Raw genomic sequence first — 20,385 nt, forward strand, 5'->3', positions numbered from 1 at the left:
CGCACGTCGTGCGCACCGCCTCCCGTCCGTCGCCGGCTACGCCGCGATCGTGGCGACCTTCTCCGGGTAGTGGCAGGCCCCCCGGTGGTCGACGTCCTCGCCACGGCGGGGCGCCTTCTCCGGCGCTTCCGTCTCGCAGCGGCGACGTTCCGCCTCGGGGAGGATCGCGTAGAGCGGGCAGCGCGACCGGAACCGGCAGCCGGTGAGCCGCTCGGTCGGGCTCGGCGGGTCCCCCGGCAGCAGGATCGTCGTCCGGGAGCGCTCGACGACGGGGTCCGGCACCGGGACGGCGGACATGAGGGCTGCCGTGTAGGGGTGCATCGGGCGCTCGAAGACCTCGTCGACGGCGCCCTCCTCGACCGTGCGGCCGAGGTACATGACACTGACGCGGTCGGCGACGTGCCGGATCACCGACAGGTCGTGCGAGACGAACAGGTACGACAGCCCGAGGCGGGCCTTGAGCTCGGCGAGCAGGTTGAGCACGCCGGCCTGGATCGACACGTCGAGGGCTGAGACCGGTTCGTCGAGGACGACCAGGTCGGGCTCCACCGCGAGTGCTCGGGCGATGGAGATGCGCTGCCGCTGCCCGCCGGAGAACTCGTGCGGGTAGCGGTCGGCCTCGGCGGCCTGCAGTCCGACCAGGCCGAGCAGTTCCGGCACGCGCTCGTCGATCCGCGACGCCGGAGCGCCGATCGCACGGAGCGGTTCGGCGACGACGTCGTAGACCGACATGCGCGGGTCGAGGCTGGCGGACGGGTCCTGGAACACCATCGAGATGCGCTGGCGGAGTGCCCGCGTGCCGGCGGCGCCACGTGCGGTGGCCTCGGCGAGGGACTCACCGAACAGCTCGACGGTGCCCGACTCGGGACGCTCGAGGTCCATCAGCTGGTGCAGGGTCGTCGACTTGCCGGAGCCGGACTCGCCGACCAGGCCCAGGGTCTCGCCCCGGCGGATGTCGAGGTCGACCCCGTCGACGGCGAACACCTCGCCGACCTTGCGACGGAAGACGGCGCCCTTGACGAGCGGGAACGTCTTCGTCAGGCCCTCGACGAGCACGACGGGCTCGCGGTCGGTGCGCGACGCCTGGACCGCGGCGGGGTGTTCGGGGATGACCGGCAGCGAGAAGATCCGGCCGGCGTCGGCGTGGGCGGCAGCGACCTCGGCGGTGCGGTGGCACGCGGCGGTGTGGCCGGCAGCGTGCGGCGGGAGCGCGGTGCTCGCGGTGTCGACGTCGATGCCCGCGGCGGCGTCGACGGCTGCGACCCCGATGCCGACCGGCGGCGCGAGGGCCGGCTCGGTCGACCGGCAGACCTCGGTGACGAGCGGGCAGCGTGCGGCGAACGGGCAGGCGTCCGACAGGCCGATGAGCGACGGCGGCGACCCGGGGATCGGCACGAGCGGCGACCGGTCGGTGGCGTCGAGCCGCGGGAGCGCCCCGATGAGCCCGATCGTGTAGGGCATGCGCGGCCGGGCGAACAGTTCCTCGGCGGTGGCGGTCTCGACGATCCGGCCCGCGTACATGACAGCGATCCGGTCGGCGATGCCCGCGATGACCCCGAGGTCGTGGCTGACGAACACCAGGGCGGCACCGGTCTCGCGCTGGGCGGTCCGGAGCACCTCGATGATCTGCGCCTGGATCGTGACGTCGAGTGCCGTGGTGGGCTCGTCCGCCAGGATCACGTCGGGGTCGTTGGCCATCGCCATCGCGATCATGGCGCGCTGCCGCATGCCGCCGGAGAACTCGTGCGGGAAGGCGTCGACGCGGCGGGCGGCCTCGGGGATCCCGACGAGCTCGAGGAGCTCGATCGCGCGGTCACGGGCCTCCGCCTTCGAGGCACCGCGGTGCAGTCGGACGGTCTCCGCGATCTGGTCGCCGATCGTGTACACCGGCGTGAACGCGGACAGCGGGTCCTGGAAGACCATCGCGACCTTGTCGCCGCGCAGGCGGCTCATCTGCTTGTCCGAACGGCCGAGCAGCTCCTCGCCGTCGAGCTCGACGGAGCCGGTGACCTTCGTGGTGTCGGGCAGCAGACCGAGCACGGCCATGCTCGTCACCGACTTGCCGGAGCCGGACTCCCCCACGATGCCCAGGACCTCGCCGCGTCGGAGTTCCAGGTCGACGCCGCGGACCGCGTGCACGGTCCCCCGCGGCGTCGGGAAGCGGACGTGCAGGTCGCGGACCCGGAGGATCGGCTCGGTGCTGGTCGTCGGCGTCGCGGCCGACCCGTTCGTGATGGTGCTCATGCTGCTTCCCCGGTCGTCAGTGCGGCGGTCATGCGCCGGAACCGGCCTGTGTGGTCAACGCGGCCACGTCCACGGCCGCCTGGTTCTGGTCACGACGTCGGTTGCGCTTCTCGCGCTTGCCGGTCGTCGAGGTCGGGTCGAGTGCGTCGCGGAGACCGTCGCCGATCAGGTTCGCGGCGATCGCGAAGATGACGAGCGCACCGGCGGCGAAGTAGAACAGCCACGGGCTGACCAGCGCGTTGTCCTGGTTCTGCGCGATCAGCGTGCCGAGGGAGACGTCCGGCGGCTGCACGCCGAAGCCGAAGTAGCTGAGCGTTGTCTCACCGAGCACCGCGGTCGCGACCTGGATCGTGCCGTCGATGATGAGGAACGACGCCACGTTCGGCAGGACGTGCCGGAAGATGATCCGGAACGGGCCGATCCCCATGTAGCGGGCGGCGCGGACGAACTCGCGCTCCTTGACGGACAGCGTCATCGCGCGGACCACGCGGGCGGTGATCATCCAGCCGAACAGCGTGATGAGCACGACCAGCACGATCCACCCGGCGTTCTGGATGCGCGGGCTGATGATCGCGATGATGAGGAACGACGGCAGCACGAGCAGCATGTCGACGAAGAACATCACGATGCGGTCGACCCAGCCGCCGAAGTACCCGGCGGCGGCCCCCGTGATCGCGGCGATGGCGGTCGAGAACACGGCGACGAGCAGGCCGATGAGCAGGCTCTTCTGCATGCCCCGGGCGGTCTGGGCGAAGACGTCCTGGCCGATGCCGTTCGTGCCGAACCAGTGCGCGGCGCTCGGCGGCCGGGTGAACGACGTGTAGTCGATCTGCGAGTACTGCCAGGGGCTGACGAGCGGGCCGAGGAACGCGAAGGCGAACAGCAGCACGATGACGATCAGGCCCACGCCGGCGCCACGGTTCATGAAGAGGCGCCGCGTGGTCTGCAGGAACCGGTTGCCCTGCCGCTTCGGGCGGGCCGGGATGTCGCTCTTCGCGATGAGCGACGGGTCGACGGGTTCGATCCGGGTGTCGGTCATGTCATGCCCTCCTGACGCGCGGGTCCAGCGCGGCGGTCGCGACGTCGGCGAGGAACCCGGCGATGAGCACCACCACCGCGGCGAAGAGTGTGTACGCCGTCACGACGTTGACGTCGTTGCCGTTCACCGCGTCGATGAACCACGAGCCGAGCCCGTTCCACGCGAAGATCTTCTCGGTCAGGGTCGCGCCGGTCAGGATGCCGAGGAACCCGTAGGCGAAGAGCGTCGTCATCGGGATGAGCGCGGTGCGCAGGCCGTGCTTGAACGTGGCCCGGCCCCGCGTCAGTCCCTTGGCCCGGGCGGTCCGGAGGAAGTCCGAACCCAGGACGTCGAGCATGGTCGCGCGCTGGTACCGGCTGTAGATGGCGATCAGGCCCACCGCGATCGAGATCGTCGGCAGCAGCAGGTGGGCGCCGCGGTCCACGAGCAGCGTCCAGGCCGACCCGTCGAGCCCGGGGGTCGCCTCGCCGGTGAAGTTGATGAGCTGGCTGCCGGCGTCCTGGTTCAGCTTTGTTGCACCGATCTTCAGGATGACGGCGGTCAGGAACACCGGTGTCGAGAACAGGACGATCGATATCGCGGCGCTGACCCGGTCCGAGATCTTGTACTGGCGGATCGCGTTCCACACGCCGACGAGCACCCCGAGCACGATGCCCCCGATCGACCCGACGAGCAGCAGCCGGAGACTCACCCCCAGCCGCGGGAAGAACTGCTGGTTCACCGAGCGGTCCTGGATCGTCTGCCCGAGGTCACCGTGCACGACCCCGTCGAGCCAGTGCCCGTACCGGATCACCACGGGGGTCTTGTCGTTGACACCGATGTCGTCGAGCTTGTCGTCGATCACCTGTGCCGACGGCGCGGGGTTCCGCTGCGCGTAGACGGAGCGGGGGCTGAACGTCGCTGACGCGAGGAAGTAGGTCAGCGAGGTCGCGAGGAACACGAGCACGACGTAGTACACGAATCGACGCGCCAGGAAGCGGATCATGGAGGCCACCATAGGGCCTCGTTTGTTTCCGGAACATGTCGTGCCCCAGCCGGGCTCGTAACGAAACCACGTCGGATACGAAAAATGCCCTCGACCCCCGTGCGGTGCCCCTAGGCTCAGCGACATCTTCCAGAGGGGAACGAAATGAAGCACAGGAAAGTCCTCGCGGTGACGGCGGCCCTCGCCGGCATCGCGCTCGCCGTGACCGGTTGCTCGGGCGGCTCAGGTGGGTCGAACGGGTCCTCGGACGACTCGGGCAAGAAGACCCTGCCGACCTCGGCACAGATCAACCCGAAGCCGGTCTCCGACCTCGAAGACGGCGGGACGCTCCGTCTGCCGATCTCGCAGTGGGTCTCGCAGTGGAACTACAACGAGGTCGACGGCCCGCTCGTCGACGCGTCGACGATCGAACAGGCGACGATGCCGTACATCTACACGATCGACGACAAGGGTGCCCCCACCCTGGACACCGACTACGTGTCGAAGGCCGAGGTCACGAGCAACGACCCGCTCACGATCTCGTACACGATCAACGACAAGGCCAAGTGGAACGACGGCTCCGAGATCACCTGGCGTGACTTCGAGAACGAGTGGAAGACCACCAACGGCACGGACAAGGCCTACCTGATCGCCGGCTCGACCGGCTACGAGGACATCTCCTCCGTCACCAAGGGCGCGACCGACAAGGACGTCGTGGTGAAGTTCGCCACGCCGTTCTCGGACTGGAAGTCCCTGTTCAGCCCGCTCTACCCGGCCAGCCAGACCAGCACGCCGGACCAGTTCAACAACGGCTACAAGGGCAAGGTCCCGGTGTCGTCCGGTCCGTACAAGATCACGGACCTGAACGAGACCGCAGGCACCGTCACCATGAAGCCGGACGAGAACTGGTGGGGCGACAAGCCCAAGCTCGACCAGGTGATCTTCCGCTCGCTGGACGGCAACGCCGACGTCGACGCCTACCTGAACAAGGAGATCGACTCCGTCCTCACCACGACGTCGGAACGCTTCGACCGGGTGAAGAACGCGAAGAACACGAAGATCCTGGCCTCGACGTCCGCGCAGTACACGCACGTCGACTTCTCGACGAACGGTCTGCTCAAGGACAAGCAGCTGCGGCTGGCGATCCAGCACGCGGTGAACCGTGACGCCCTGGCCCAGGTCATCGGCGGCACGCTGCCCTACAAGCTCGGCACGCTCGACAACCACCTGTTCCTGTCCACGGACAAGGGCTACAAGTCGAACACCAAGCCGAACGGCGACTTCGACGTCGAGAAGGCGAAGAAGCTGCTGGACGACGACGGCTGGAAGACGGACGGCACCTACCGCTCGAAGGGCGGCAAGCAGCTGGCCATCGCCATCACGATCCCGTCCGGTGCCCCGACCTCGCAGCAGCTGGCGCAGGTCATGCAGCAGCAGCTGAAGGAGATCGGCGTCAAGCTCACCCTGAAGACGGTCGCCACCGACGACTTCTTCGAGCAGTACGTCACCCCGGGCAACTACGACATGACGATCTTCGTCTGGGCCGGCACCGGCTTCCACTCCAGCTCGGCGACGATCTACACCTCGGGTGCCACCGGCCAGAACTACGGCCGTGTCAGCTCGGATGCGATCGACAAGCTGACGAAGCAGGCGCTGTCCGAGCCGGACTCGGACAAGGCCAACGTCATCTGGAACAAGATCGACAAGCAGGTCTGGGCGATCGGCCACTCGATGCCGATCACCGCGAAGCCCGCGCTGGTCGCGCAGAACCCGAAGCTCGCCAACTACGGCGCGTTCGCGGGTGCGCAGAACATCGACTGGACGAAGGTCGGCTTCACCAAGTAGCCACCGACCGACAGACACGAGGGGCCGGACGCACTGCGTCCGGCCCCTCCTGTTTCCGGCCTCGCGCGCATCGGAGCGGCCGAGCCGCCGAGCGTGGCGGACCAGCCGGTGTGCGCTCTCGCAGGACATGCACGGTGCGGTCCCCGTCACATCCACTGCCCGGACCGTACTGTTGCCCCATGGCCATCCCCGACACGGGCACTGCGGCACCGGGCTTCACCCTCCCCGGCATGGTCGTCCGTGACGGCGTCCGCACCGATGCGGAGTACTCGCTCGCGGCCCAGGTCGGCCGTCCGGTGGTCCTCGCCTTCTACCCGGGCGACGCCACCCCCGTCTGCACCGCCCAGCTCTGCTCGTACCAGCAGGAGCTCGACGACTTCCGCGACCTCGGCGCCGTCGTCTGGGGCATCAGCCCGCAGGGCCTCGACTCGCACGAGGGCTTCGCCCGGAACGCATCGCTGTCGTTCCCCCTCCTCTCCGACGTCGCCGGCGACGTCATCCGTGCCTACGGCGTACACGTCCCCGGGTTGGGTCTGCGACGGTCGGTCTTCGTGATCGGCCCGGACGGCCTGGTGCGGTGGCGACACGTCGGCCTGGTCGGCCTCCGCTTCCCGCGCGCCGAGGTCATCCGCGACCAGATCGAGCTGCTCGTCGACTGAAGCATTGACAGACGCGACCGCCGGGGTGACGATGGTGGCCCTGCAGACCTCCGGGCTCGCCTCCCCGGGACATCGGGTCTCCTGCCGGTACGTGCTCGGCCTGTCTGGTCCGCTCGGTGGGTGGTCCCGGGGAGGCGCTCTCGTCGATCGCCGACCTGCCGTCTCCTAGGCTTGCCACCATGCCCGAACCGACCGCGCCCGTCCGGCCGACCGAGCCCGTCCGGATCGTCGCGACGAACCTGCGCCGCTTCGCCGTCGCCCTCTGGGTCGTGGCGGTCGCCCTCGTCGTCATCGGGCTCCTCACGAACGGCCTCCGCGCCGCGTTGCTGGTGCCGGCGCCGTCCCTCTTCACCGCCTGGTTCGCCTGGGTGGTCCTCTGGCGTCCGCGCATCGAACTGACCGAGGACGAGCTGGTCGTGGTCGACGTCCGCCGGACCACGCGCTTCGCCTGGCGGCGCGTGCAGGACGTTCGGTCGAAGTACGGCCTCGAGGTCGTCACCGACCAGGGTGAGCAGCGGGTCTGGATCGCGCCGCGGCCGACGGCACGGCTCGCCCTCGAACGGCCGGGAGGCACGGTGCCGGTCACCGTCGCCGCTGCGGCCGACGAGATGCGTGCGCGGGTGCCCGCCCCCGTCGAGTACGACGGCGCACCTCCGGCGACCGTGACGGCCGCGCCCATCGTGCACCGTGTCCACGGTTGGGCGATCGTCGCCCTCGTCGTGCTCGGGATCGCCGGCAGCATGGCCGGCGCACGCCTCTGAGCCCGGACTGACCGAGGCCCGGTACCGGGCCTGGCCGGACACCGGTCCGGGCCTGGCCGGCACCCGTCCGGGCCCGGCCTGCGCGAGGTGGGGCGGGCCTCCCGTCCGGCGCCCGGAACGACGGAACGCGCCGTCCCGGAGCCGGGGCGGCGCGTTCCGTGTGTCGCAGCAGGTGCGGGTCAGCGACCGAACTCGAAGCCGGCGCCGGGGATGGCGGCCAGCAGGTCCTTCGTGTACTGCTCGCGCGGGTTGGCGAAGACCTCGTCGGTCGTCGCCTTCTCGACGATCTGGCCCTTGCGCATCACACACACGTTGTCCGCGACGAGGCGGACGACCGCCAGGTCGTGGGTGATGAACAGGTAGGTCAGGCCGAGCTCGGACTGCAGCTCGGTGAGCAGGTCCAGGATCTGGCCCTGCACGAGCACGTCGAGGGCGGAGACCGCCTCGTCGAGGACGATGACCTCGGGCTTGAGCGCCAGGGCACGCGCGACGGCGATGCGCTGTCGCTGTCCGCCGGACAGCTCGCTCGGGTACCGGTTGACCATCGACTTCGGCAGTGCCACCTGGTCGAGCAGCTCGAGGACCCGGGCACGGCGGGAGGCCTTGTCGCCGACCTTGTGCGTGCTGAGCGGCTCGGCGATCGTGTTGCCGACGTTGTACATCGGGTCCAGCGAGCCGTACGGGTCCTGGAACACGGGCTGGACGCGACGACGGAAGTCGAACAGGTCCTTGCCCTTGAGCGCGCCGATGTCGATGCCGTCGAACTGCACCGAACCGGACGTGATCGACTCGAGCTGCAGCACGAGCTTCGCGACGGTGGACTTGCCCGAACCGGACTCGCCGACGAGCGCGGTGGTGGTGCCCTTCGGGATCGCGAACGAGACGCCGTCGACGGCCTTCAGCTCGCGGGTGGCGATGCCCTGACCACGCAGCTTGTAGACCTTTTGCAGGTCCTTGACGACGATCAGGTCCTTCGCCGGCGCGCTCTCACGCGCGTGGGCACGGGCCAGGAGCTCGTCGTCCTCGCTGCCGGTGTCGGCGATCGCGACGGACTGGTGCTGCACCTTCGACTGGATGCGACGGCTCGCGAGCGACGGTGCCGCGGCGACGAGGCGCTGCGTGTACGGGTGCTGCGGGTTCGCCAGGATCTCCTTCGACGGACCGGCCTCGACGACCTGGCCCTTGTACATCACCACGAGCTTCTCGGCGCGCTCGGCCGCGAGACCGAGGTCGTGGGTGATGAACAGGACCGAGGTGCCGAAGTCGCGCGTCAGGCTCTCGAGGTGGTCGAGGATGACGCGCTGCACGGTGACGTCGAGGGCCGAGGTCGGCTCGTCGGCGATGAGCAGCTTCGGGCGGCTCGACAGGCCGATGCCGATGAGCACGCGCTGGCGCATGCCGCCGGAGAACTCGTGCGGGTACTGCTTGAGGCGGCTCTCGGCGTCACCGAGTCCGGCCTCCTGCAGGACCTCGATGGCCCGGGCACGGATCGCGGACTTGCCGGTCGCCATGCCGTTCGCCTTGATGGCCTCTTCGACCTGGAACCCGATCTTCCAGAGCGGGTTGAGGTTCGACATCGGGTCCTGGGGGACGTAGCCGATCTCGGTGCCGCGGATCTCGGCCATCTGCTTCTCGTTCAGGCCGACGAGCTCGCGCCCGTTCAGCTTGATCGAGCCGCCGGTGATCTGGCCGGTGCCGGGGAGGAGCTTGATGATCGCCTGGGCGCTGGTGGACTTGCCCGAACCGGACTCCCCCACGATCGCCAGACGCTCGCCCTGCTCGAGGGTCATGTTCACGCCGCGGACGGCCTGCACGAGGCCGCTCTGGGTCCGGAAGCCGACGTGCAGGTCGGTGATCTCCAGCAGCGGGGCGCCGGAGGTGCCGGACGCCTTGGCGTTCGGCGAGGTGAGTGTGTCGCTCATCGGCGGGCCCTCGCCTTCGGGTCGAGCGCGTCGCGGACCACGTCACCGAGGAGGAGGAACGCGAGCACGGTGATGGACAGGGCGGCGGACGGCCAGAAGATCGTCGACGGGCTGGTGCGGATCGACGACTGTGCGGCGCCGATGTCCAGGCCCCAGCTCAGGGCCGACGGCGGCAGACCGATGCCGAGGAACGACAGGGTGGCCTCCGCCACGATGAACGTGCCGAGCGAGACCGTCGCGACGACGATGACCGGTGCGAGCGAGTTCGGGATCACGTGGCGCACGAGCGTCGTGAACCGGCTGACGCCGAGCGCGGCAGATGCGGTGACGTAGTCGGCCTGCTTCGCGCTGAGCACGGCGCCGCGCATGATGCGGGCGATCTGCGGCCAGGCGAACACCGCGAGCACGAGCGACACGGTCACGGCGTTCCGCGCCGGCACGACCGACATGATCACGATCGCACCGAGGACGGTCGGGATCGAGAAGAACACGTCACCGATGCGGGAGACGATCGTGTCGAGCCAGCCGCCGTAGAACCCGGCAAGGGCACCGATCACGATGCCGACGATCGTGACGAGCACGGTCGCGAGCAGCCCCACGATGAGCGAGTTCTGCGCGCCCCAGATGACGCGGGCGTACACGTCGTAGCCCTGGCGCGTGAAGCCGAGCAGGTGGCCGGCGCGCGGACCCTCGTTGCTGTCGTTGAGGTTCGCGGCGCGCGGGTCCAGGTGCGTGAACAGTCCGGGTGCGACCGCGACGACGATGATCAGCAGGATGAGGATCGACGAGATCCAGAACGTGGGACGGCGGCGCATGGACTCCCATGCGTCGGTCCACAGCGAACGGGTCTTCTCGTCCTCGTTGACCTGGTCGACCGCCAGGAGCGGAGTCTCCTCGATCGGCGCGACGTAGTGCGTCGCCGAGCGGGGTTCGGTGTTACTTGGCATAACGGATCCTCGGGTCCAGGACGGCGTAGAGCAGGTCGACCAGGAGGTTGGCGAGCATGAAGATGATGACCATCACGGCGACGAAGGAGACCACCGTGGGGCCCTCGCCGAGCTTGACGGCCTGGAACACCGTGCCACCCACACCGTGGATGTTGAAGATGCCCTCGGTCACGATCGCGCCGACCATCAGGTTGCCGATGTCGACACCCAGGTAGGTCACGACCGGGATCAGCGAGTTGCGGAAGATGTGCACCCCGACGACGCGGCGGCGGGACAGACCCTTCGCGGTGGCGGTCCGCACGAAGTCGGCGCTCATGTTCTCGGCGACGCTCGCACGGGTCAGTCGCACGATGTACGCGAACGACACCGATGCCAGCACGATGGCCGGCAGCACGAGCTCGGACCACGGCGCCTGGCCGGAGACCGTCACGCGGAACAGCCCGAGGTTGATGCCGAGGACGTACTGCAGCAGGAAGCCGACGACGAAGGTCGGCACCGAGATGAGCAGCAGCGAGACGACGAGGGCCGTCGCGTCGAACAGCTTGCCCTTGCGGAGACCGGCGATGACGCCGACGACGATGCCGGCGACGGCCTCGAAGACGAGCGACAGGATCGCCAGGCGCGCGGTGATCGGGAACGCCGCCGCGAGCTGCTGGCTGACCGGCAGGCCCGAGAACGTCGTGCCGAGGTCACCGCGGAACAGGCCGCCGATCCAGAGCAGGTACTGGACGAAGAAGGGCTTGTCGAGGTTGTACTGCTGCCGGATCGCTTCGATCACCTGCGGCGACGGCTGGCGGTCACCGAACAGTGCGGCGACCGGGTCCCCGGGCAGCGAGAACACCATGAAGTAGATGAGGAACGTGGCCCCGAAGAAGACGGGGATGAGCTGCAGGAGGCGCTTGCCGAGGTACCAGAGCATCAGATCCCTGCCTGGTTCACAGCGCGCATGTCGTTCAGGTTCATGTCGTGAGGGGTGGACGGTCCGAGGGTCGGCACGGGTGTCCGGTGCGGGCGGCGGCGCCCGCGTTCGTGGGGGAAGGTGTTGACCGCCGTGGTACGGGGGTTCGGGGACCGTGGTCCCCGAACCCCCGTCCGGTTGGCCGCGGAGCAGGATACCTGCCCGCGATGTGTCTCCGAGGAGACCGCGTGTTACTTGGTGACCTCGACGTCGTAGTACAGCGGGACGGAGTCCCAACCGAACTTGACGTTCTTCACGTTGTCTGCGGACCAGACACCGGTCACGTTGGCGTACCAGAGCGGGATCTCGGGCAGGTCCTTGAGCAGCAGCTCCTGAGCCTGGTCGAAGAACTTGTTGCCGGCTTCGACGGACGAGGCCGAACGTCCCTTGGCGAGCAGCTCGTTGTACTCGGCCGAGTCGTAGCGCGAGTAGTTGTTCGACGAGCCCTTGCCCATGGTCGGGCCGAGGAAGTTGTACAGCGACGGGTAGTCGGCCTGCCAACCGGTGCGGCTGCCGCCCGTGAGCTTGTCGTCCGTCTGCAGCGCGAGCGCCTCGGCGAACGTCGGGAGTGCCTTGCCCTCGGCCTTGATGCCCAGCGTGCTGGAGATCGAGTTGGTCACCGCGGTGACCCAGGCCTCGTGTCCACCGTCAGCGTTGTACGCGATGGTGAGCGTGTCGTTGTACGGCGAGATGTCGTCGGCCTGCTTCCACAGCTTCTTGGCCTCCGACTTGTTGTACTCGAGGACGTCGGAGCCCTTGAGGTCGCCGGTCCAGCCGTCGATCACCGGGGAGGTGAAGTCCTTGGCCGGGGTGCGGGTGCCCTGGAAGATCTTGTTGGTGATCTGCTTGCGGTTGATCGACAGCGAGATCGCCTCGCGACGGAGCTGGCCCTCTTCGCCCTTCCAGTGGTCGAGGTAGTAGGGCAGGTAGATCGCCTGGAAGATCGCGGCGGCCTGGTTGACGTTCGAGTCGGGGAAGTCCGACTTGTAGGTCGCGAACGCCGCGTCCGGCACGGCGTCGAGGACGTCGAGGTTGCCGCCCTGGGCGTCGGAGTACGCGGTGTCCTGGGACGTGTAGAACGTGATCGTCAGACCACCGTTCTTCGGCTTGCGCTTGCCCTGGTAGTCCTTGTTCGTGACGAGCTTGATGTCCTGGTTGTGCGTCCAGGCGCTCTTGCTCGCGAGCTTGTACGGACCGTTGCCGATCGGGTTCTCACCGAAGGCCTTGGTGTCCTTGTAGAAGACCGAGGGGAGCGGCACGAAGGCGTTGTAGCCGAGGGACAGCGGGAAGTCCGACTGCGCCGACTTCAGCGTGACCGTGAACTCGTCGTCGCTCTTGACCTTGAGGCCGGTGAGCTCGGAGTCCTTGTCGGCGTCGTAGCCCTCGATGTTCTCGAAGAAGTAGCTCGCGCCCTGTGCGTTGGACTTCTGGGCTGCCCAGTTCCACGCCTTCGTGAAGGACTCGGCGGTGATCGCCTCGCCGTTGGTGAACTTCCACCCCGAGTTGATCGTGATGTCGAAGGTCTTCGAGTCGGTGGTCTCGACGTTCTTGGCGAGTTCCTTCACCGGCTTGCCGTCGGCGTCGTACGTGAACAGACCATCGAACAGCGACGTGATGATCTTGCCGCCACCGGTCTCGGTGGTGTTCGACGGGATGAGCGGGTTCTGCGGTTCGCTGCCGTTCGTGGTGACGATGCCGGCGGCGTTGGCAGTGCCAGAGCCGGAGCCCGAGCCGCTTCCGCCACCGTTGCCGGAGCAGCCGGTCAGGGCAATTGCTGTGGCCCCGAGCACGGCGAGGGCAGTGAGCCCAGCGCGCTTCTTGATCAAGAGTTCCTCCTGGTGCATGGGACGCGCCGGGCACAGAGGTCCCTCCCGGCACGTTTGACTCCTGAACTGTAGGCAGTACAGAGAGGACCGACCAAACCCTGGAGACATCGGTTACACGCCTGAAACCAAGTCGCACGATCGTTGCGGCAAGATGCAACATCCGCGCGTCTGCGCCCGAGCGCCGCGGATCCATTGCGTTTGCATCAACGTCCGTGCAGCGTGGAGGTGACGCCCGGGTGAACCACAGGTGTTGCCCGCAACCGCTTGCATTCGGAGCGCTCCACCCTGGATGATCCGCCCGCGACGGCCTGACGACCGGTCCACGGACGGACGGGAGGCACGTGGCGATCCCGCCACGTGCCTCCCGTCCGTCGTGCCGCACTGGCGTCCTACGCGAACGCCTCCACCGGCGGGCAGGCGCACACGAGGTTGCGGTCCCCGTACGCCTGGTCGATCCGGCGGACCGGCGGCCAGTACTTCCGTCCGGCCTGCCCGGCAGCCGGGTACACCGCCTGCTCGCGCGTGTAGGCGTGCTGCCACTCCCCCGTGATCACCGACGCGGCCGTGTGCGGCGCGTTGACGAGCGGGTTGTCCTCGGCGGGCCAGTCACCACGGGCGACGGCGTCCGCCTCGGCCCGGATGGCGAGCATCGCGTCGACGAACCGGTCGAGTTCGGCGAGGTCTTCACTCTCGGTCGGTTCGACCATGAGCGTGCCTGCGACCGGGAACGACATCGTCGGCGCGTGGAAGCCGTGGTCGACGAGCCGCTTCGCGACGTCGTCGACCGTGATGCCGGTGGCTTCGCGCAGGGGCCGGAGGTCGAGGATGCACTCGTGAGCGACCAGACCGGACTCGCCCGTGTAGAGGACCGGGAACGCCTCACGCAGGCGTGCCGCCAGGTAGTTCGCACCGAGCACGGCCACCTCGGTCGCACGGGTGAGCCCCTCGACGCCCATCATCCGGACGTAGGTCCAGGTGATCGGCAGGATGCTCGGGCTGCCGTAGGGCGCTGCCGAGACCGGACCGCCGGCGTGGGCGGGGCGGTCGTCGTCGGCGTTCGCGGCCGCACCGGTGCGACGGTCGGGCTCCTGCGCCATCGGGTGCCCGGGCAGGAACGGTGCGAGGTGTGCCTTGGCCGCGACCGGTCCGACACCCGGACCGCCGCCGCCGTGCGGGATGCAGAACGTCTTGTGCAGGTTGAGGTGCGAGACGTCCCCGCCGAAGTCACCGAAGCGGGCGTGCCCGAGGAGCGCGTTGAGGTTGGCGCCGTCGACGTAGACCTGCCCGCCGGCGTCGTGCACGGCGTCGCAGATCGCGGTGATGTCGTGCTCGTACACGCCGTGGGTCGACGGGTACGTGATCATCAGCGCGGCGAGGGCGTCGGCGTGCGCGGTCGTCTTCGCGCGGAGGTCGTCGAGGTCGACGTTGCCGTCCTCGTCGCACGCCACGACGACGACCCGCATGCCGGCGAGGACCGCCGACGCCGCGTTCGTGCCGTGGGCGCTCGACGGGATGAGGCAGACCGTGCGGGCCTCGTCACCCCGCGAGCGGTGGTACCCGCGGATCGCCAGCAGGCCGGCGAGCTCGCCCTGGCTGCCGGCGTTCGGCTGGACCGACACGGTGTCGTACCCGGTGACCTCGGCGAGCCAGGTCTCGAGGTCGCCGATCATGTCGAGGTAGCCCTGCACGTCCTCGCGCGGGGCGAACGGGTGCAGACGCGCGAACTCGGGCCAGGTGACGGCGGCCATCTCGGTCGCCGCGTTGAGCTTCATGGTGCAGCTGCCCAGCGGGATCATGCCGCGGTCGAGCGCGTAGTCCTTGTCGGACAGGTGCTTGAGGTAGCGCATCATCCGGGTCTCGCTGCGGTGCGCGGAGAAGACCGGGTGGGACAGGAACGCGCTCGTGCGCTCGAGGCCGGACGGGAGGCCCGTTCCCGCGTCCCGCACGGCGGTCTCGGTCCCCGGGACGGTCACGTCCACGGCGCCGAGGACGGCGGCCAGTGCGACGACGTCCTCCGGCACGGTGGTCTCGTCGACGGAGACCTGCAGGGTGTCGGCGTCGACGAGGTGGAGCAGGTACCCGGCCTCGTGAGCGGCGGTGACGACGGACTCGGCGCGGCCGGCGAACCGGAGCGTCAGGGTGTCGAAGAAGCCGTCGTGCACGACCTCGGCACCGGCGGCACGGGCGACGTCGGCGAGCGCCGTCGTCGTCCGGGCGACCCGGTGCGCGATGAAGCGCAGGCCCTCGGGGCCGTGGTACACCGCGTACATCGAGGCCATCACGGCGAGGAGCACCTGCGCGGTGCAGATGTTGCTCGTCGCCTTCTCGCGGCGGATGTGCTGCTCGCGGGTCTGCAGGCTGAGGCGGTACGCCATGCTGCCGTCGGCGTCGAAGGACACCCCGACGAGACGACCGGGCAGCTGGCGCTCGAGGCCGGCCCGGACGGCGAGGTACCCGGCGTGCGGGCCGCCGAAGCCGAGCGGGACGCCGAAGCGCTGGCTGGTGCCCACCGCGACGTCGGCGCCCAGGTCGCCGGGGCTGGCGAGCAGGGTCATCGCGAGCAGGTCGGCCGCGACGACGGCGATGCCGCCACCGGCGTGGACGCGCTCGATGGTGCGGGTGGGGTCGACGATGCGACCGGAGGCACCGGGGTACTGCAGGACCACGCCGAACGCGCCGTCGAGCTGCTCGTCGGTGGGGCCGTCGGCCGCGTCGAAGCCGCGCAGGGTGATGCCGACCGCCTCGGCGCGGTGGCCGAGGAGCGCGGCCGTCTGGGGCAGCAGGTCGGCGTCCACCAGGAACGCGTCGCCCGTGACCTTCGAGGCACGGCGGGCCAGGAGCATGCCCTCGACCACGGCGGTGCCCTCGTCGAGCATCGACGCGCCGGCGGTGGCCATGCCAGTGAGGTCGGAGACCATGGTCTGGAAGTTGATCAGCGCTTCGAGTCGGCCCTGGGAGATCTCGGGCTGGTAGGGCGTGTAGGCCGTGTACCAGCTCGGGTTCTCGAGCACGTTCCGCTGGATGACGGCGGGCGTGTGGGTGTCCGCGTAGCCCAGGCCGATCATCGCGCGGCGGACCGTGTTGCGTCCGGCGACGGCGCGGAGTTCGGCGAGCGCCTCGGTCTCCCCCACTGCGGTCGGGATCGACGAGTCGGTCACCGGGGCGGCGTGGATGGACTCCGGGATGGCCGCACGGACGAGGGCGTCGAGCGAGGGCTGCCCGACGACGTCGAGCATGGCGCGCTGGTCGGCCGGGGTCGTCCCGATGTGCCGGTCGGCGAACGTGGTCTGCAGGTTGTCGTCCTGCCGCAGGATGCTGGTCATGCGATGGACGCCCGGTAGGTGTCGTGGTCCATCAGGTCCTCGGGGAACGAGGTGCCGTCGACGCGGAGCTTGACGAGCCAGCCGGCGCCGAACGGGTCCTGGTTGACCGTGTCGGGCGTCGCGACGACGGCGTCGTTGACCTCGACGACCTCGCCCTCGATCGGCGCGAAGAGCTCGCCGACGCTCTTGGTGGACTCGATCTCGCCGAGCTGCTCGCCCGCGGTCGTGGTGGTGCCGACGGCGGGGAGCTCGACGTAGACGACGTCACCGAGCTGTTCGGCCGCGTGGTCGGTGATCCCGACCGTGACGACGTCGCCCTCGACGAGGATCCACTCGTGGTCCTTGGTGTACTGCAGTGCGGTCTGGTCGGTCATGGGGATCAGCCTCTCGAAGCGCGACGGTAGAAGGGGAGAGCGGTGACGGTTCCGGGGATGGCGGTACCGCGGACGTCGATGTGGAGGACCTGTCCCCCGTCGGCGCAGTCCGGGTCGACGAAGGCCATCGCGACGGGGTGCCCGAGGGTGGGCGAGAGCGCGCCGGACGTGACGCTGCCGACGACGACGCCGTCACGGAGCACGGCGTACCCGGCGCGTGCGGCACGGCGGCCGTCCATCGTGATGCCGACGAGCACGCGGGCGTCCGGTGCGGGCTCGACCCCGGCGTCGCCGACGAAGGAGCCCGAGGTGGCGACGACCCGGCCGAGTCCGGCCTGTGCCGGGCGCACCGAGGTGTCGAGCTCGTGCCCGTACAGCGGCATGCCCGCTTCGAGCCGGAGGGTGTCACGTGCCGCGAGTCCGGCGGGCACGACTCCGCGTTCGGCACCGGCGGCGAGCAGGGCGTCCCAGATCGCCGGCGCGGTGTCGGTGTCGCTGTACAGCTCGAAGCCGTCCTCGCCGGTGTAGCCGGTGCGGGCGATCAGGACCTCGCTGCCGTCGAAGAGCGCGTGCAGGACCCGGTAGTAGCGGAGTTCGTCGAGCGGGGTCTCCGGCTGCAGGCGGTCCGTGACGACCAGGTCGTCGAGCGTGCCGGCGGCGGCCGGACCCTGGATCGCGACGAGGGCGGTCCGGTCGGAGTCGTCCGTGACGGTGACGTCGTGGCCGGCGGCCCGCTCCTGCATGGCCTGGACGGCGACGTCCCGGTTGCCGGCGTTCGCCACGACGAGGAAGACGTCGTCACCGGTGCGGTACACGACGAGGTCGTCGAGGATCCCGCCGTCCGGGGTCAGGAGCAGTGAGTACTTGGCCCGGCCGACCGGCATCGCGCCGAAGGACCCGGCGAGCGCGGTGTCGAGGTACGCGACGGCGTCCGGACCCTGCACGCCGATCTCGGCCATGTGCGAGAGGTCGAACACACCCGCTGCGTCGCGCACCGCGTGGTGTTCGGCGAGGTCGGACGAGTAGCGGACCGGCATGCGGTGGCCGGCGAAGTCGGTGAACGTGGCACCGGCGGCTTCGTGCGCGGCTTCGAGCGGCGACGAACGCAGCGGTTCTGACATGGACGGAGTTCTCCTGGCATCGGCAGGGCCCGACGGCGATCGTCGGGTGCGGAACTCCCCCTCTGTCATGGGCCTGAGAGTTTCACCGCGGCCCGTGAGGTCCGTCGGCTTTCACCGTGGGCGAGACGACGGTTCCGTGGGATGCGCCCACGGCTCGTGTCTGCTTTTCAGAGTGGCCTGCCCGCTGCGGTGTTGGACCTGAGAGATTGGCGGGGAGCTTGCTCCTTCGGTGCCCGGACCCGGATGGACTGCGTCCGGGTCACAGGGCTCTCCCGCGGCGGGTGGTCGGCCGAACGTGTTCTGTTGTCCGGTGAGCATACCGAGCCCGCGTTACGGGCATGTGTCGCGGTTGCGGGCAACGACCAGGCCGTCCTTCGACATCACGTAGAGTGGCGCCGTGGCAGGACAGCGATCGCGCCCTCGTGGGCAGCTCGAGCAGGCGGTGCTCGAGGCGCTCTGGACCGCTGACGCCGGCCTCACCGCCCGCCAGGTCCTCGAGGTCTTCGACGAACCGCGCCCCGCCCTGACGACGGTCCTCACCGTGCTCGACCGGCTCGGCCGCAAGGGCACCGTGGTCCGCGAGCAGCACGACGACGCCCCGCTCACCTTCCACGCCGCGCACTCGCGGGAGGACCACACCGCCTCCCTGATGGCGAACGCGCTGGCCGCGTCCTCCGACCGCGAGGCAGCGCTCCTGCAGTTCACCGGTTCGCTCGCCTCCGGGGACCTCGAGGTCCTCCGCCGCGCGATCGACTCCCGAACGCGTCCCTGACCGGACCGACCCCGTGGTCGTCACCGGCGCCTGCCTCGTCGTCCTCGCCCTCGCCGTCGTGGCGTTCGCCCCACGGGTGCTGACCCGTGCCGCCTGGACGATCGACCGCCCGCTGACCGCCATCGCCGCCTGGCAGGCAGCCGTCGTCGTCGGGGTCGCCGGCTTCGTCGTCGGGATCGCCCTGGTCGTCCTCGCCGGCCGGCCGCTGACCGACCCGTTCGGCATCGACGCCTCCCCCAGCCACGGCCTGAACGTCGGCGTCGCCGTCCTGGCCGTCGTCGCGTTCGCCGTCGCCGTGCGCGTCCGCCCCGGCCCCGAGCACGAGGCCGTCCGCGAGGCGATCCGCACCGGCGCCGCCCCGCACCGCGAGGTCGACGGCACCCTGGTCGCCGTCCTGCAGGCGGACACCGCCCTGGCCTGCGCGGTCCCCGGCCGCTCCGGCGGGGTCCTCGTCAGCACCGGGCTCGCGGAACAGCTGCGGACCGACGAGCTGGAGGCCGTGGTCGCCCACGAGCGCGCCCACCTCCGGCAGCACCACGCGGCCGTCGTCGGCTTCGCCGAGTCCGTCGAGCGCGCCGTCCCGTGGGTCCCGGGAGCGCGGGCGATGGCACGGTCGACGCGGGTCCTCGTCGAGTTCGCCGCGGACGACGCCGCTGCACGCCGGGTCGGCCGCGACGCGCTGCGCCGGGCGGTCCTGGTGGCGGACGGGACGGGTGCGCTCGGCGCGGTCCGGGCCTCCCGGCTGTCCTGAACCGGACGGGAGGCCCGCCCTGCGTCCGCCTGTCGGCGCACGGGGCTAGCCTGGTCCGGTCCGCCACCACGAGGGGAACCGTGCAGCCGCTCACTGAATCCGACATCCGATCGTCCTTCGTCAACGCGATGCCCGACGAACTCGCCCAGCTCCCGATCCCGGGGCTGCACGAGACCCTGTGGAACGAACGCGAGTTCCTGGGCTGGCGCGACCCGCAGGCCGCCCGCCGCGGCTACATGGTGTCGTGGATGGACGACAAGCCGGTCGGCATCGTCGTCCGCGCGGCCGGCGGGTCCCTCCGCCCGGGCATCGCCGCGATGTGCTCGTTCTGCCACTCCCCGCAGCCGGCCACGCAGGTGCGCCTGTTCTCGGCCGCCCGCGCCGGTGAGGCCGGACGGAACGGCAACACCATCGGCTCGTACATCTGCGAGGACCTCGGCTGCCCGATGCTCATCCGCACGGCGCCGCCGCACCTCAACCCGCCGGCGACGATCGCGATGCGCTCCGAGTCGCTGCTGGCACGGCTGCACAACTTCACGGCCGACATCATGAAGACGGCGTGAGCTCGGACCGGTTCCGCTCTGCGCGCTGGGCCGTCGTCGAGGAACTCGGTGACGGCCGCTGGCGCCTGACGATCCGGGACGAAGCGGACGACGAACTCGGCTCCTTCGGGCTGGGCGTCGAGGGGCCGTGGGACCCGGACGTCGAACCGCACGTGGGCTTCGTGCTCACGCAGATCGGGCTGGCGCTGACCGGTGCGCGGCCGTGGCGCGAGGACGAGCTCGGTGACCAGCGGGCGCCGGTGCTGCCGCTGGCACCGGTGGGCTGACGGCGCCGGTGCTGCCGCTGGCACCGGTGGGCTGACGGCGCTCGTGCGCT

At 69.9% G+C, this 20,385-nt stretch carries 17 protein-coding genes and 1 riboswitch; of the genes, 7 read left to right on the forward strand and 10 right to left on the reverse strand.

The window, feature by feature from the left end; genetic code table 11:
* Positions 1-36: 36 nt before the first annotated feature.
* Genes JOD51_RS12515 through JOD51_RS12525 form a run of 3 tightly spaced genes read right to left on the reverse strand, consistent with a single transcriptional unit; the run spans position 37 to position 4,268 of the window.
* Positions 37-2,244, reverse strand: coding sequence for a dipeptide ABC transporter ATP-binding protein (locus JOD51_RS12515; RefSeq protein WP_204608971.1), 2,208 nt, complete (start codon positions 2,242-2,244; stop codon positions 37-39).
* A 28-nt stretch (positions 2,245-2,272) separates the two neighbouring features.
* Positions 2,273-3,283 carry an ABC transporter permease gene (locus JOD51_RS12520; protein ID WP_204608973.1) on the reverse strand — a complete coding sequence of 337 codons (1,011 nt, stop codon included), beginning with the start codon at positions 3,281-3,283 and terminating at the stop codon, positions 2,273-2,275.
* Position 3,284: 1 nt separating this feature from the next.
* Positions 3,285-4,268, reverse strand: coding sequence for an ABC transporter permease (locus JOD51_RS12525; protein ID WP_204608975.1), 984 nt, complete (start codon positions 4,266-4,268; stop codon positions 3,285-3,287).
* A 144-nt stretch (positions 4,269-4,412) separates the two neighbouring features.
* Between JOD51_RS12525 and JOD51_RS12530 the strand changes: the two genes are divergently transcribed.
* The 3 genes from JOD51_RS12530 to JOD51_RS12540 all read left to right on the forward strand — a co-directional run bounded on the left by JOD51_RS12530 (position 4,413) and on the right by JOD51_RS12540 (position 7,512).
* Positions 4,413-6,092, forward strand: a complete 1,680-nt coding sequence (locus JOD51_RS12530; protein WP_204608977.1) for an ABC transporter family substrate-binding protein — start codon at positions 4,413-4,415, stop codon at positions 6,090-6,092.
* 179 nt (positions 6,093-6,271) lie between these two features.
* Positions 6,272-6,751 carry a peroxiredoxin gene (locus tag JOD51_RS12535; protein WP_204608979.1) on the forward strand — a complete coding sequence of 160 codons (480 nt, stop codon included), beginning with the start codon at positions 6,272-6,274 and terminating at the stop codon, positions 6,749-6,751.
* Positions 6,752-6,930: 179 nt separating this feature from the next.
* Complete coding sequence (locus JOD51_RS12540) at positions 6,931-7,512, forward strand: PH domain-containing protein (RefSeq protein WP_204608981.1); 582 nt, start codon at positions 6,931-6,933, stop codon at positions 7,510-7,512.
* Between the two features lie 179 nt (positions 7,513-7,691).
* Here JOD51_RS12540 and JOD51_RS12545 read toward each other — a convergent pair whose 3' ends face one another.
* The 7 genes from JOD51_RS12545 to gcvT form a co-directional block, all read right to left on the reverse strand.
* A complete protein-coding gene (locus JOD51_RS12545) occupies positions 7,692-9,434 on the reverse strand; it encodes a dipeptide ABC transporter ATP-binding protein (protein ID WP_204608983.1) in 1,743 nt (580 codons plus the stop codon).
* A complete protein-coding gene (locus JOD51_RS12550) occupies positions 9,431-10,381 on the reverse strand; it encodes an ABC transporter permease (RefSeq protein ID WP_204608985.1) in 951 nt (316 codons plus the stop codon). The genes JOD51_RS12545 and JOD51_RS12550 overlap by 4 nt, the downstream gene beginning before the upstream one ends.
* The gene (locus JOD51_RS12555; protein WP_204608988.1) at positions 10,371-11,300 is read right to left on the reverse strand and encodes an ABC transporter permease; all 930 of its coding nucleotides are present in this window, start codon (positions 11,298-11,300) and stop codon (positions 10,371-10,373) included. Before JOD51_RS12555 ends, JOD51_RS12550 begins: the two co-directional genes overlap by 11 nt.
* Before the next feature lie 230 nt (positions 11,301-11,530).
* Entirely contained in the window at positions 11,531-13,165 is a 1,635-nt protein-coding gene (locus tag JOD51_RS12560) for a peptide ABC transporter substrate-binding protein (protein ID WP_204608990.1), read from the reverse strand.
* Positions 13,166-13,554: 389 nt separating this feature from the next.
* Positions 13,555-16,488: an aminomethyl-transferring glycine dehydrogenase gene (gcvP, locus tag JOD51_RS12565; RefSeq protein WP_204608993.1), complete on the reverse strand. Its 2,934-nt coding sequence runs from the start codon at positions 16,486-16,488 to the stop codon at positions 13,555-13,557.
* On the reverse strand, positions 16,485-16,862 hold the full coding sequence (gene gcvH, locus JOD51_RS12570) for a glycine cleavage system protein GcvH (protein ID WP_204608995.1): 378 nt from the start codon (positions 16,860-16,862) through the stop codon (positions 16,485-16,487). Before gcvH ends, gcvP begins: the two co-directional genes overlap by 4 nt.
* Before the next feature lie 5 nt (positions 16,863-16,867).
* Positions 16,868-17,983, reverse strand: a complete 1,116-nt coding sequence (gene gcvT / locus JOD51_RS12575; RefSeq protein WP_204608997.1) for a glycine cleavage system aminomethyltransferase GcvT — start codon at positions 17,981-17,983, stop codon at positions 16,868-16,870.
* Between the two features lie 177 nt (positions 17,984-18,160).
* Positions 18,161-18,268: riboswitch (glycine riboswitch) on the reverse strand.
* 112 nt (positions 18,269-18,380) lie between these two features.
* Between gcvT and JOD51_RS12580 the strand changes: the two genes are divergently transcribed.
* The 4 genes from JOD51_RS12580 (at position 18,381) to JOD51_RS12595 (ending at position 20,335) form a co-directional block, all read left to right on the forward strand.
* Positions 18,381-18,755 carry a BlaI/MecI/CopY family transcriptional regulator gene (locus JOD51_RS12580; protein ID WP_166779676.1) on the forward strand — a complete coding sequence of 125 codons (375 nt, stop codon included), beginning with the start codon at positions 18,381-18,383 and terminating at the stop codon, positions 18,753-18,755.
* Between the two features lie 13 nt (positions 18,756-18,768).
* Positions 18,769-19,506, forward strand: coding sequence for a M56 family metallopeptidase (locus JOD51_RS12585; RefSeq protein WP_204608999.1), 738 nt, complete (start codon positions 18,769-18,771; stop codon positions 19,504-19,506).
* Positions 19,507-19,586: 80 nt separating this feature from the next.
* Complete coding sequence (locus JOD51_RS12590) at positions 19,587-20,069, forward strand: FBP domain-containing protein (RefSeq protein WP_111075686.1); 483 nt, start codon at positions 19,587-19,589, stop codon at positions 20,067-20,069.
* Complete coding sequence (locus tag JOD51_RS12595; RefSeq protein ID WP_204609001.1) at positions 20,066-20,335, forward strand: hypothetical protein; 270 nt, start codon at positions 20,066-20,068, stop codon at positions 20,333-20,335. The genes JOD51_RS12590 and JOD51_RS12595 overlap by 4 nt, the downstream gene beginning before the upstream one ends.
* The last annotated feature ends 50 nt before the right edge of the window (positions 20,336-20,385 follow it).

Origin of the sequence: Curtobacterium herbarum (assembly GCF_016907335.1) — a bacterium.
Lineage (GTDB): Bacteria > Actinomycetota > Actinomycetes > Actinomycetales > Microbacteriaceae > Curtobacterium > Curtobacterium herbarum.

What these genes read in the sequence shown, in the direction of transcription:
- JOD51_RS12515 (WP_204608971.1), bottom strand. Translation starts at nt 2,244, where the DNA reads ATGAGCACCATCACGAACGGGTCGGCCGCGACGCCGACGACCAGCACC.
- JOD51_RS12520 (WP_204608973.1), bottom strand. Translation starts at nt 3,283, where the DNA reads ATGACCGACACCCGGATCGAACCCGTCGACCCGTCGCTCATCGCGAAG.
- JOD51_RS12525 (WP_204608975.1), bottom strand. Translation starts at nt 4,268, where the DNA reads ATGATCCGCTTCCTGGCGCGTCGATTCGTGTACTACGTCGTGCTCGTG.
- JOD51_RS12530 (WP_204608977.1), top strand. Translation starts at nt 4,413, where the DNA reads ATGAAGCACAGGAAAGTCCTCGCGGTGACGGCGGCCCTCGCCGGCATC.
- JOD51_RS12535 (WP_204608979.1), top strand. Translation starts at nt 6,272, where the DNA reads ATGGCCATCCCCGACACGGGCACTGCGGCACCGGGCTTCACCCTCCCC.
- JOD51_RS12540 (WP_204608981.1), top strand. Translation starts at nt 6,931, where the DNA reads ATGCCCGAACCGACCGCGCCCGTCCGGCCGACCGAGCCCGTCCGGATC.
- JOD51_RS12545 (WP_204608983.1), bottom strand. Translation starts at nt 9,434, where the DNA reads ATGAGCGACACACTCACCTCGCCGAACGCCAAGGCGTCCGGCACCTCC.
- JOD51_RS12550 (WP_204608985.1), bottom strand. Translation starts at nt 10,381, where the DNA reads ATGCCAAGTAACACCGAACCCCGCTCGGCGACGCACTACGTCGCGCCG.
- JOD51_RS12555 (WP_204608988.1), bottom strand. Translation starts at nt 11,300, where the DNA reads ATGCTCTGGTACCTCGGCAAGCGCCTCCTGCAGCTCATCCCCGTCTTC.
- gcvP (WP_204608993.1), bottom strand. Translation starts at nt 16,488, where the DNA reads ATGACCAGCATCCTGCGGCAGGACGACAACCTGCAGACCACGTTCGCC.
- gcvH (WP_204608995.1), bottom strand. Translation starts at nt 16,862, where the DNA reads ATGACCGACCAGACCGCACTGCAGTACACCAAGGACCACGAGTGGATC.
- gcvT (WP_204608997.1), bottom strand. Translation starts at nt 17,983, where the DNA reads ATGTCAGAACCGCTGCGTTCGTCGCCGCTCGAAGCCGCGCACGAAGCC.